Annotated in this window: 12 protein-coding genes; all 12 read right to left on the bottom strand. The window is 45.8% G+C overall.

Features of this window, described 5'->3' with window-relative positions; all coding sequences use genetic code 11:
• Positions 1-29 precede the first annotated feature (29 nt).
• Positions 30-1,085: a flagellar motor switch protein FliG gene (gene fliG, locus R7044_RS16460; RefSeq protein ID WP_205390972.1), complete on the bottom strand. Its 1,056-nt coding sequence runs from the start codon at positions 1,083-1,085 to the stop codon at positions 30-32.
• Positions 1,078-2,820: a flagellar basal-body MS-ring/collar protein FliF gene (gene fliF / locus R7044_RS16465; protein ID WP_005380462.1), complete on the bottom strand. Its 1,743-nt coding sequence runs from the start codon at positions 2,818-2,820 to the stop codon at positions 1,078-1,080. Before fliF ends, fliG begins: the two co-directional genes overlap by 8 nt.
• Positions 2,821-2,834: 14 nt before the next feature.
• A complete protein-coding gene (gene fliE / locus R7044_RS16470; RefSeq protein WP_005384482.1) occupies positions 2,835-3,146 on the bottom strand; it encodes a flagellar hook-basal body complex protein FliE in 312 nt (103 codons plus the stop codon).
• Positions 3,147-3,268: 122 nt separating this feature from the next.
• A complete protein-coding gene (locus R7044_RS16475; RefSeq protein WP_225455688.1) occupies positions 3,269-4,678 on the bottom strand; it encodes a sigma-54-dependent transcriptional regulator in 1,410 nt (469 codons plus the stop codon).
• A 36-nt stretch (positions 4,679-4,714) separates the two neighbouring features.
• A complete protein-coding gene (locus R7044_RS16480) occupies positions 4,715-5,746 on the bottom strand; it encodes a sensor histidine kinase (protein ID WP_005380459.1) in 1,032 nt (343 codons plus the stop codon).
• A gap of 199 nt (positions 5,747-5,945) precedes the next feature.
• A complete protein-coding gene (locus tag R7044_RS16485) occupies positions 5,946-7,412 on the bottom strand; it encodes a sigma-54 dependent transcriptional regulator (protein ID WP_005384490.1) in 1,467 nt (488 codons plus the stop codon).
• 287 nt (positions 7,413-7,699) lie between these two features.
• Positions 7,700-8,110, bottom strand: coding sequence for a flagellar export chaperone FliS (gene fliS, locus R7044_RS16490; protein ID WP_005380457.1), 411 nt, complete (start codon positions 8,108-8,110; stop codon positions 7,700-7,702).
• 12 nt (positions 8,111-8,122) lie between these two features.
• The gene (locus R7044_RS16495) at positions 8,123-8,428 is read right to left on the bottom strand and encodes a flagellar protein FliT (protein WP_005380456.1); all 306 of its coding nucleotides are present in this window, start codon (positions 8,426-8,428) and stop codon (positions 8,123-8,125) included.
• A gap of 3 nt (positions 8,429-8,431) precedes the next feature.
• On the bottom strand, positions 8,432-10,426 hold the full coding sequence (fliD, locus tag R7044_RS16500) for a flagellar filament capping protein FliD (protein ID WP_213897684.1): 1,995 nt from the start codon (positions 10,424-10,426) through the stop codon (positions 8,432-8,434).
• A 21-nt stretch (positions 10,427-10,447) separates the two neighbouring features.
• A complete protein-coding gene (gene flaG, locus R7044_RS16505) occupies positions 10,448-10,882 on the bottom strand; it encodes a flagellar protein FlaG (protein ID WP_005380451.1) in 435 nt (144 codons plus the stop codon).
• Positions 10,883-10,974: 92 nt separating this feature from the next.
• The gene (locus R7044_RS16510) at positions 10,975-12,105 is read right to left on the bottom strand and encodes a flagellin (protein WP_005380449.1); all 1,131 of its coding nucleotides are present in this window, start codon (positions 12,103-12,105) and stop codon (positions 10,975-10,977) included.
• A gap of 288 nt (positions 12,106-12,393) precedes the next feature.
• A partial coding sequence (locus R7044_RS16515) for a flagellin (RefSeq protein ID WP_225455689.1) occupies positions 12,394-13,251 on the bottom strand: 858 nt, incomplete at its 5' end.

A 13,251-nucleotide genomic window follows, 5' to 3' on the forward strand; every position in this document is an offset into this window, starting at 1 on the left:
GCAATAGGATAATTGCGAAGCAATAGAAATTATAAGAATTCGTCAGCACCGCCAGACAACATGAGCTCACCAGCATCCGCCATTCGACGGGCAATTGCTAAGATTTCTTTCTGAGCGGCTTCTACATCTGCCACTCGTACTGGCGGCATCGCTTCTATATCATCACGCATCATATCAGCAGCACGTTTAGACATGTTCTTGAAGACTTTCTCACGTAACGAGTCATCTGCACCTTTGAGTGCTTTTTGCAACACGTCTTGTGGTACGTCACGCAGCAACTTCTGAATACCTTGGTCGTCCACTTCGACTAAGTTTTCGAAGACAAACATTAGGTCTTGGATTTGCGTCGCCATGTCTTCGTCCTGATCGCGAATTTGTTCCATTAACAAACCTTCGACGTTGTTGTCTAGGTAGTTCATGATCTCCGCTGCTGCTTTCAGGCCGCCAATTTTGGCTGCTTGTGCACCCGCTTGACCCGCGAACTGTTTCTCCATGATTTCGTTCAACTCTGCCAATGCTGATGGCTGAACTTCTTCAAGGTTGGCAATACGCATCATCAGATCCAAACGCACGCGCTCAGGGAACTGAGACAAAATCTCTGCAGATTGGTCTGCTTCTAAATAAGACAGTACGATAGTTTGAATCTGTGGGTGTTCATTGACGATAATGCTCGCCACTTGGCGTGGGTCCATCCATTTCAAAGAATCCAAGCCTTTTGAGCCCGTACCAAGTAGGATCTGGTCAACTAAGTTGTTGGCTTTGTCTTCACCAAGAGCGGCAACCAGTGCATTACGCATAAAGTCTTCGCTGCCCATACCAATGTTGGTGTATTTCTGGATATCCTCCAAAAACGCACGATGAACAGCAGATACCTTGTCTTGGCTGAGATCCTTCGCGCGAGCCATCGCACTACCAACACGCTGAACCTGTTTTGGTTCTAGGTGACGGATAATGCCAGCTGCATCTTGTTCATTAAGGCTCAGTAGCAAAATTGCCGCTTTTTCTTCGCCAGTAATGGTTGAAACATCCAGCTCTACTGGCATTCCCGCGGCGTTGTCATCTTTAGGTACGATATCGTTAGCCATTGTCATTCATCCAGTTTTTCACTACTTGAGCAGCCAGTTCAGGTTCATTCGCAACCAGAGCGCGAACCGCTTTCAATACATCTTCATCTTTATGAAGGTTTGGCAAATCAATACTTGAGCCAAACTCGAACAGTTCGCTGCTTTCGATGTCACTGCCAATCAAGCTAGTTTCACCATCCGCACCAATCGGCAAGCCGTCTGGTCCGTACATTTCGTCTTCATCATCGCTGGTAGGGTTAAGCAATTTCTTCATTGCTGGGCGAACCAGAACCAACACAACCACAATAATCACTAATGCACTTGCGAACCAACGAACCCAATCACTGAAGTTAGGGTGCTCCCAAATTGGTGGTTCTTCTAGCTGCTCAGCCTCTGGCTCAGCAAACTTTACACTCAATACATTCAGTAAATCGCCACGACCTTGATCAAAGCCAACGGTACCAATTAATACTTGGCGAATGGCATTGATTTCAGATTCGGACATTGGGGTATAAGTCACTTCACCCGTATCAGGGTTAACTTGACGACGGTCTTTAATCGCAACAGAAACGGTCTGACGAGCCACCGTCCCGGTCTGCTTTCGCTCGTGGCTGATGGTGGTATCTAGCTCAAAGTTACGCGTGGACTCTTTACGAACTGACCCCTGCCCCATGACAGAACCATCTTTCATTTGAGCCACATCTTGCGGAATTGAGGCATCCGCTGGAGGCTGATTACTCAACGCACCCGGAATACCCGCTACCATGTTACCGTTATTGTAATCTTCGAGTGCGTACTCACTGCGGGTCGCAGGGGTGTTCGGATCAAAGCGTTTGCGAGTTTGTTCAACCGCACTGAAATCCATTTGGATATCAACCTGCGCCGTATAGTTGCCATAACCTAAAATCGGTAATAGTACGGAATCAATTTTTTCGCGCAGCGCTTGCTCTTGGCTGCGTTCTAATTCTTGTTCTTTGCGTCGTGCCGCAGAAGCAGGATCTTGGGAGCCTGAGCTGAGTAAGCGGCCATGCTGATCTGTGACGGTAATTCGAGAAGTTTTCATTCCCGGCACGGCACTCGCTACCATGTCGACAATAGAATCCACTTCTTGCTGCTTAAGGTTAGTGCCTGTCGACAATGTCAAAAATACCGACGCAGACGCTTCTTGGTTATGACGCACAAACACGCTGTGCTTTGGCAGTGCCAATAACACTCGTGCTTTGCGAACTTGCTTCATCTCTTCAATTGCTTGAGCTAATTGGCGCTCTCGACTGAGTTTCAGACGCTCTTGCTCAAGACGTTGTGAAACACCAAAGCCCATGTCTTGCAGCAAAATATCATCGCCTGCTTCTGTAGCTTGGTTAACGCCGGAACGAACCATGCCAAGTTTGATCGAGTTGTACTCACTCGATTCAACAGAAACAGTATTGCCATCAAGCTTATAATTGATTTTCTGCTGGTCCAGATAATCCAGAACGGGGATCAATTCTTCGGTCTCATACGCACCAAGTGGGCGCATTTCCGGTTCTTTGACCCAAAAGAACAGCATCACGATCAATGCAACACAGATGGATATCGACAGCACAAGCACAACCTGACGAAGTAAATCGAGGTCGCCCACTGCCATATCGAATTTTGACGCACTGCGCTCCTCTAGATCTGGATTTTGACTCTCCACATCCACATCGGAACTTGCTACCAGTGCACCATCTGAGCCGCCTTCAGTGACGGTTAAATCTGTAGACTTGTCTGCCACACTTATTACCTAAATTACACTGGCATGTTCATGAGGTCTTTATATGCCTCAACGAGTTTATTGCGAATTTGAACCGTCGCATCAAAAGCGACACTAGACTTGTTACGAGCGATCATAACGTCAGAAAGGGATACATCGGCATCACCACGATCAAAACGGGTTTGTAAATCACCAGATGCTTTTTGAAGTGTGTTCACGTTATTGATGGCTTTAGTTAGGAGATCGTTAAAATCCGCTCCAACTTTCGCCCCACTTGCAGTAGGAGCCGTATTGGTTGCTTCTACCATCATGGCGCGCATTTCTGCCTGAATACCATCAATTTTCATTAGCACCTCTAAGCCAAAAGATTGACTATTAACAAAACTGATTATTGACACAGCAATTAACGTGCCATAAGACATTAGCAATCAATTTACTTACACTTTTTGTCTTATGGCCGTTGTCTGTGTTAATTCGGGATATCTATACCAGCATCACGCATTTTGGCAAGCTTATAGCGCAAGGTTCGAGGGCTTATACCCAGTTTCTCCGCCATTTCTTTGCGTCGACCATTACACTCAACCAAAGTCTCCAAAATAATGGCGTATTCTTGATCGCGCAGCTCGCTACCTAAGCCTTCTCCACCAGTTACTGGGCGGCTAACACTCTCAGCTTGAGCAACTGGCTTAACATTGGGCACGACCATATCTGCATTTTGCACCACGTGTTGCAAGCTATTGGCATCTTGCCAATCTACGCCCTCAAGCAAAATGTGCTCTGCATCGATGTCGCCATTTTCACTTAATATCAGCGCTCGTTGAACCACGTTATCCAATTCACGAACATTACCCGGCCAAGGGTATTGCAATAGTTTTTCTAACGCAACGGTCGAGAATTGAGGCACTGGCATGCCCATTTTGCTGCAATGACGCTCAGCAAGATGCTTGGCAAGCGGTGCAATATCGCCTTTACGTTCTTTAAGTGCAGGCCACGAAATTGGGAATACATTCAGGCGGTAATATAAGTCCTCTCTGAAGTTTCCTTCTGACACGTATTGCTTAAGATCACGGTTACTCGTCGCTAACACACGAACATCTAACTTGATGCTTTTGCGACTGCCAAGGCGCTCTACTTCTCGCTCTTGCAAAACACGCAATAATTTCGCTTGCAGGTTCAAGTCCATTTCGCTGATTTCATCAAGCAAGATTGTGCCACCTTGCGCTTGTTCAAACTTTCCTGGGCATGCCTGAACAGCACCAGTAAATGCGCCCTTTTCATAGCCAAACAGTGTTGCTTCGAGCATATTGTCAGGAATCGCGGCACAGTTAATTGCGACAAAAGGACCATTTTTACGATTTGACGCGTTGTGAATATAGCGCGACATCACTTCTTTACCTGAGCCACTCGGACCTAGCACCATAACATTCGCATCTGTACGTGCCACTTTATCGGCCAACGCGAGTAAGCGCAGACTTTTCTCATCAGCAACGATGGCATCACCGTTGTCATCACTTTTTATCGGTGCATAACGACTGACCATATTTAGCAACACTTCTGGTGCAAATGGTTTCGCCATGTAGTCGATCGCGCCATCTTTCATTGCAGACACGGCATCTTCAATGTTGGCGTACGCCGTCATTAGCAATACTGGTAAGTTAGGCCAATTCTGCTTGATGCTTTTGAGCAGAACTAAGCCACCCATACCCGCCATTTGCACATCAGAAACGACGATATCAACCGTATTCGATTTCAGCTTCAACAGTGCATCTTCAGCACAGTCCGCTTCCAACCATTCATACCCTGCCAGAGCCAGAGTATCGACTAGGGCTTCACGAAGACCTTCATCGTCTTCTACGATCAGCACTTTGCTTTGCGCCATTATGATTCTCCAGAAATTGTTATTACCAAAAGCCGCTTATTGCGCTTCTGTTTGCACTCGCTCTAGCGGAATGCACATGGTGAAGCAGGCTCCATCACCCTGCTCTGAAATAAGTTCCAATCGACCGTCATGGGCACGGCAAACCATTTGAACAACTGCCAACCCTAATCCAGTTCCTTGAGAACGTGTGGTAAAAAATGGCTCCATGATTTTGGCTTGCAGTTCTTCGGGCACACCCGGTCCGCTGTCTTGCACAGAAATGCGTAACTCACCATTTACCGGGCGGAAAAAAATATCGACTTGCGATTCTTTACCAGACATTTGAATCGCGTTCATGACCAGATTACTTAATGCGGATGCAATGGCGTTCGCATTGCCTAGTAGTTCAGTTTGTTCTTCTTCCACTTCTAGGCAGTAATCAATACTGTTGTTTTTTAGCGCGGTTTCGACCATCGGCTGGTATTCCGCTACCAACTGGGCAATCGTAAATGGCTTAATGACTTTATTATCACCACCTTTAGCAAAAAGCAGCATATCATTAACCTGCTTTTCCAAATCGTGCAGTCGATCCATTAATTTGGTTTGGAAGCGATCTTTTGTCGCTGGAGGAAGATTTGGCGCTCCCAAATTGGATGCATATAACATAGCGCTCGACAGCGGCGTTCTTACTTGGTGAGCAAGCGACGCAACCATACGTCCTAACGACGATAAGCGCTGTAAATCACTGACACGAGCTTGAAGTAAACGGGTTTCGGTTAAATCGGTAATCAGGATCAATTGACCTGTTGTGGACGCCGAGATGGCGAGTCGAACTTTACGGCCATTACGTAATGAAACTTCGTGGCCATCATCTTCACGTGGGTCAAACACCGCCTGGATAACGTTGAACCATTTTTCGTTAACCAGTGGAATCTCAAGAATTCGGTGCGCTTCTGGATTTGCTTCACGCACTACTCCGTACGTATCGAGCAAAATCACTCCAGCAGGCATCACATCGAGCACCTGTTTGTAGCGCTCAACCTGATTCTCTACGGAATCTAAATGGGATTGATTGGTGTTGTTATCCATTACTGCCTGTCGAAATATCGCCGCTAAAACTAAAATAGCTTGGTAAGCAATTAGCGTACCAAGCTATTTTTTATATTTATCAGGACGTTAAGCTATCGACAATAAGTTGACACTCAGAGATAACAGTTTTGGATGCCAGAAAAACGATGTTAACTAGCACAAGTGATAATTCAGATATCGTCTTAAAACTTCACTTTACCTAGCGCTGTAAGTTGTACTTACGCATTTTTTCCACCAGCGTAGTACGTCGCATACCCAGCATGTCGGCCGCTCTCGCTACAACGCCACCCTGCGCTTCTAATGCTTGGCTGATCATATTAACTTCTAAATCAGCCAGCAGCTCTTTCAAATTAACCCCTTCCGGTGGCAGCGCTTGCGGGGCGTTCATGCTGTGATCAAGGTCGTCTTGATCTTCAAAGCTAAAATCTTCAGAGAAGATATCTTGGAATACATCACGCTCTTGCTCTTCCACCGAAACAAATGGATTGCTCTCTGGTTGGAACTCTGGGATGTCACTGTAGCGATATTTGGTTGGTAGATGGTTTACATCCACCAAGCTATTTGGATACAGAATAATCATTCGCTCAACAAGATTAGCCAACTCGCGTACGTTGCCCGGCCAGTTATGCTCCATCAGTGAGTTGATTGCACGAGGTGTAAAGCAGATAGGTTGTCCGCCTTCCGCCTCTAAACGTGTCATCAGTTCTTGCAGCAGCAATGGTATATCTTGTTTGCGCTCTTTCAGCGCTGGCATCTCAATTGGAAACACGTTCAGACGATAGAACAAGTCTTCTCGGAACGTGCCTTCTTCAATCATATTTTCTAGATTACGGTGTGTCGCCGCCACAACTCGAACATTTACCTTGATGGTACTATTGCCACCTACACGTTCAAAGCAGCGTTCTTGCAATACACGAAGCAACTTTACTTGCATCGACATTGGCATATCGCCAATCTCATCAAGAAAGATAGTGCCACCATCTGCGAGCTCAAATCGACCTTTACGGGCAGTTAACGCACCAGTAAACGCGCCTTTTTCGTGACCAAATAATTCGCTTTCTAGGAGCTCAGGCGGTATTGCACCACAGTTAATAGGTACAAATGCGCCATCGCGGTATGAAGAATGATAGTGGATGTTACGCGCAACAACTTCTTTACCCGTACCGGACTCACCTAAGATCAACACGTTTGCTTCCGTGTTTGATACTTGCTCAATCAGGTGTCGAACTTCTTGAATACCTCTACTTTGACCAACTAAGCTGCGAAAAAGCGTGTTTTTGCGTGCACTAGCAACAACATTCACTCCTTTTCGCCCCAGAAAATCTTTGCAGTGGCGTAACGCTTCACTAAGCTGTGGGTAATTAAGCGGCAGCTCTAGTTCACCAACAAAATTTGGAAGATCATCAACAGGCAAAGGAAAACGGCCCATGACTAGAAGAGGGATGTGGTAAGCGCTGTTTAAATGAGAGATAACCGTACTCGCCGCTTGACCTGCTGGAATATTACCAACAATACAGCACGACCATACGCTAGACCAATCAACATCGCTGAGCTGATCAGAACTGACCGCTTCGCAATTTTCTCCAACAAATTCCAATATATTGCTTAAATTTAAACGACTTGATGCGTCATCATCAATTACAAGCAGCTTTGCCAAACCATGCATAAGTAAGAATGATTGCCTTTATTTTAGGTGCGTTGCGGCCAAACCTTGATTTGCGCAATTGGGTGCTAAAGAAGGCAGAACCACCACACTCAATTTACGATAGACAAAATAGGAAAATCAGCAACAAAAAAGCCATTAGGGCTACTAATGGCTTCTATTTTATTTGAATATAAAAATAAGGCAACCAAGCAATGGAGAGGTGTGAGCTTGATAGAAACTTTGCTACACAACTCGTTGCGCAATTGACAAATATATTCGTCTAGTATCTTAACGCATTGTTTTGACTATTAAATACCAACTTCAGCAGCGGTAAGATTATGAAACTCTGTTGGGATTTGGTCCCAAGCGGACTTGATCTCACGGATAATGTCGATAACGTCGTCGATCAGCTGAGGCTCATTTTGATGGTTAGCAGCAGAAATTTGCGTGATCATAAACTCATACAGTGAATCTAAGTTTGAAGCAATATCACCACCGTCATCCATAGATAGACAGCTGCGTAGCGCGATAATGATGTCTAACGCTTTACCCAAGCGCTCACCTTTTGCTGGAATATTGCCTGCTTGCATGGCTGCTTTACCTTGAATAAGGCGCTCAATCGCACCAGCCATAAGCATTTGAATGACTTTGTGCGGAGAAGCCGCGCTAAGCTGGCTGTCGACTGATACCTTTTTGTATGCTTGCAAAGAACCGCGCATAGTAATCCTCTTTTAAATAAATTTTTTGTACTGCTGAAGTGAACGCTGGCCATAACGAAACTTATGGAGCTCTTTTCCGACCTTTGACGTTTCCGATTGCATCAGCTCGACAATTCTTTTGGTACGAGTTAGCAACGCTTGCCACTCTGCATCCTGCTTAACCAAAGGATTTTGATGAATAATTGGTAACAGGTTTTGCAATAACCGTTCCCTGATATCGACCAAGCGAAGAATTTCTTCAGCATTAAAATCAATTTTTTCTAATTCTTGCGTAATTAGTTGATCTATATCACTAATTTCCATGAGTTCTTTTTGCATTTATTAACCCAACGCACTCATCAAAGCGCCTAACTGGCCTTGCATTTTACCGGTTGCATCTTGCATCGCGGTAAACTTCGCATGAGTACGCTTCTCTAGGCTTTCCATGCGGCGATCTAATGCCGCTTGATCGTCACTCAAACGGTAGTTTTGTTCTGTGAGACTTTTTTCTCGAGTACGAATACTGCCTGTAATACCTGTGATACCGTGAATCGCATCTTCTACTCGTTTAGCAAAACCTGTGTTGCCACCGAAGAACTTTTCTAACTCGTTGAAGTTATTGTTCAACTGGCGATCTAGCATGTCATAGTTGATTTCTAGGGTGCCTTGACGTGTGGTCGTAATGCCAAATTCTGTTAAGGACTTTAGGTTTTCAGGCGCCTTATCGATTCGAGTAGAAAAGACCGATTTTAATCGTGAATCTGCACTGCGTACGGTGCTGTCACCTGACAACGGCCCTTTTTGACCAGTTACCGGATCCACACTCGCCAACGCTTGGGAGGTTTGATAAAACGAGTTATACGCTGCCACAAAGTTTTCGATATCGTTGCGTACACTTTGACGGTCGTACTCGACACCAATTTCAGCAGGCGGTTTATTCGGTTCTGATTTGCCTTTTAGCGTTAAATCAACACCTTCGATCGCATCTTCAATCACATTGTTGTGGCTAGATAGCTTTGCCACTCCATCAAGCAGAACTTCTGAATCTTGCCCTGCTTGTACTTCTGTCATCCCAAGGTATTCTTCAAAAGCAGATTGTGCCTTTGCGATTTTCGCTTCTGCTTCATCAATTTTTTCCAGACGCTCACGTTCTTGAGGATCAAGTTTAGCGCGATGAATTTGCTTAGCTTGCGCTTCGGACAGTTCACCACGTGCCACTTTTTCGTCTAACGCTTGCTTTTCACTCGCAATTTTTTGCTCGATTTCCGCTTTTTCTTGCTCAAGAAGCTGCTTAGCCTCTTTCGTCGTAACGTAAGAATCGGTTAGGGTGCCCGATGCGGCATTATTCCAGCCTGGAACATCTGGTGCCTTCTCTATTGCCTTTTCGTCGAGTTCGAGCTCTGGTTCTTCATAAGAGTCCAACAAAGTACCTGACGCAGTTTCTGTCCACCCTGGAATTCTGTCTTCAGGGCGTAAACTCGCGCGTCGGTTGGCTTCATCAATGGCTTCTTGACCAGCTTTGGCTGCTTCTGCACCCTCCGCAGAGATTGGCGCTTGCGATGCATCATCTTGTACATCGTCTGCCGCTTTTTGCTCTTCTGGAGGTAGAGGATTGCCGTTTGCATCCAGCTCTTCTGCTGGTTGTTCCGGAAATTTAAGAGGACCTAAGACATCTTCCGCCGCTGAACGAGCTTCTTCAAGCGCGTTGACGCGGTCTTCAAGTGTTTGGTATTCGAAATATTTAAGAGGGTTGCCTTTTTCTGCCTCCACACTGACTCTGATTTGATGATCCTTACCAGAGAGGTTAGAAGCAAGGATAAGGCGTGGACCTTCGACGTCGTTAATAAGAGATGCACGAACGCCAGGGTTATCTTTAGCGCCATTGATGCCACGTACGACATCGATGAGCTTAGATCGGGAACGAACATCGATATTAAAACGCTCATCACCAAGCGAAATCTGCAGCTTACCAGGGCCAAATTTTGCGTCTTCTGGCAATACGTCAGAAGCGACTTTATGGCTCTGAGCAAGCTGCAACACATCGATAGCATATTTGCCAGCGATAGCATCTGTGGTTGCCGTGGCAGATACAATATTGTCATTGGTCGTTTCGACGGTGCGAACGGCAAATGCTTTCTCCTGACGAAAGTTCGCCATGAGATTTTTCATCGTATCCAATGATTCTCTGAGTCGTCCGTAAGCACTGATACTGGCATTAATTGTCGTGCGTTCGTTGTCGATGCGTTGCTGCTTTGGTACGCGTTCGGCATCCACAATTTTGCTGACCATGGAATTAATATCCATGCCGCCAGACATCCCCAAAGGGCCTAAACTCATCAAATCACCTCTAAAAACGACTTACACTTTTTCAGTCAACAACCCGCTGTTGGCTGTGTGCTCAGCTAGGCGACGCAATACCACTAGCATTTCTTCATCAGGAATTTGACGAATCACGTCACCGGTATTGGCTTCATAAATCGTCACCACATCTCGTCCGGATTCTTCATCCACTCGAAATGCGACTCCTTTGTTTATGGACGTTACAAATTCATTCATTTGTGCGACCAATTTTTCACGTTCTTCTTTGTTCAGTTCTTGACGGCTTTCAGCCATCTCGAGCGCAGCTTGAACAGAGAAGTCGTATTCGGTGTTTTTCGCTTTTTGCGGCGAAATCTCACCATTTGAATTTGCTGGGCTAGACGTGCCTATATCATTGCCATTTTTATTTGCAAACTTTGTGCCATTTGGCGTGCCGTAAGGCTGGATGTTCGATGCGTAGGAGGATATATCCATTACAATCTCCCTTCCACCTTATGGGCTAACGATAGAACCTATCGCTTTGGTGCCCCAGCACTAAGGTGTTGACCTCAGGCTGGGTTTACCACTTAGCCCAACAAGCTTAGCGCTGCAGATGGAGACTGCTTCGCTTGAGCCAGGATTGAAGTACTTGCTTGCTGAAGAATTTGCGACTTAGTCATCGCAGTGGTTTCCTTCGCGTAATCAGTATCTTTAATACGGCTTTTAGACGCGTTAACGTTCTCGTTAATGTTGTCTAGGTTGCTGATTGCGTGGTTGAAGCGGTTTTGGAAAGCACCGAGTGAAGCTCGTTGGCTGTCTACGGACTTAAGAGCGCCGTCGATAACCGCTACTGCTTCTTGAGAGCCAGCTACTGTGGTTACGTCGATGTCTTTCACTGTTACGTCTTTCGGACCACCAAAGCCGATCTCGTCTGCTAGGTTGCCAGAAAACTCAACATCACCTTCAACTTTTTGAGAAGAAGCAAATACTTGTAGTTTGCCATCTTCGCCAACAGAGGCTTTTACATCATCGTTTTGACCGTTGATGTATGTCGCTAGCTGTTCAATATCATCGCCTTGCTTAGCGCTGATTGATAGCTCTTTCTCTTCACCCTGCTTGTTGGTGTAGCTCATTTTGAACTCTGTTTTCTCACCAACAGTCCAAGATGCGTCTTTACCCTCTTCTGCTGCGTAGCTCTTACCACCCATTGCTGAAGTGTCTGAGCGTAGGTTACCCATAGAAAGCATCACTGCTTCACCTGAGTCCGCACCGATTTGGAAAGATTGAGTACCGTAAGTACCGTTTAGAAGCTTGTTACCACCGAAAGAGGTAGTTTCAGCAATACGGTTTAGCTCGTCGTTTAGCGCTGTTACTTCTTCTTGGATCGCTACACGCTCTGCTTTTGAGTTAGAACCGTTCGCAGATTGAAGCGAAAGATCACGCATACGTTGTAGGATGTTGGTAGATTCATTCATTGCACCTTCAGCAACCTGTGCAATAGAAATACCGTCGTTTGCGTTTTTCACTGCCATGTCTAGGCCACGGCTTTGTGCATTCAAGCGGTTTGAAATCTGTAGACCTGCAGCATCGTCTTTCGCGCTATTGATTTTATAACCCGAAGACAAACGCTCCATTGATTTTTGTTGACCGTCAGCTGCCTGGTTTAGGTAACGCTGTGCAGTCATCGCAGAAACGTTAGTATTAACGTTAATCGCCATAATTGATCTCCTTAAGGCTTTAGTGAATGTACCGTCGTGTCTCTCACCTCACTTAGGTACATCTCATTTCTCTCAGTCCCTTTAACGGCGACCGATGAATATCCTTTAGAAGAAATTTTCAATTTTTTGCGATTATTTTCTTTGGCTTACTGAAATGTGATGAAGCTCTAATGTCGTGATTCGCAGAAATCCTGGGGCCCCAAAAGACAGAAAAAAACCCAGCCGAAGCTGGGTTTACTCGCTCATCTCTCACCACGAGCCAATGAGGTTCTCGTCTTAGGTTTGAAATTAACCTAGCAGACTTAGCGCTGAGTTTGGCGCTTGTTTCGCTTGCGCAAGGATTGAGCTTGACGCTTGCGATAGAATTTGTGACTTGGTCATTGCCGTCGTTTCTTTCGCGAAGTCAGTATCTTTGATACGGCTCTTCGACGCATTCACGTTCTCGTTAATGTTGTCCAAATTGCTGATTGCGTGGTTGAAACGGTTCTGGAATGCACCCAGCTCTGCGCGGTGGCTGTCTACGTATTTCAGTGCTGCATCGATGATAGCAACAGATTCTTGTGCGCCACCAACTGAGGTTACGTCGATAGTATCTACCGTTACTTTTTTACCTTCGCCCAAACCTAGCTCACCAGATAGGCCGCCTGAAAACTCGACTTCGCCTTCGACTTTGTTGTTGCCAGCGAAGATTTGCAGTTTACCGTCTTGGTCTACTGAGGCTTTCACTAGGTCAGTTTGACCGTTAATGTAAGTCGCAAGCTCTTCGATATCGTCACCCGCTTTTGCGCTGATGTTGATTTCTTGCTCTTGGCCGTAGCTGTCCGTTAGGTTGATTTTTAGGTCGTTCTTACCTTCAGCAACGTTCCAGTCTTTACCTTTACCACTTTCAGCTTGGTAGCTCACACCGCCCATCATTTTGTTGTCTGAACGCATGTCTTTTAGCTCAAGCATCACTGCTTCGCCGTTATCCGCACCGATTTGGAACGATTTCGCACCGTGTGTGCCGTTTAGTAGCTTGTTACCACCGAAAGAAGTGGTTTCTGCGATGCGGTTTAGTTCGTCGTTTAGCGCGGTCACTTCTTCTTGAATCGCAACACGTTCTGCTTTCGAGTTTGAACCGTTTGCTGATTGCAGAGACAAGTCACG

The organism is Vibrio sp. 1402 (genome assembly GCF_033340275.1).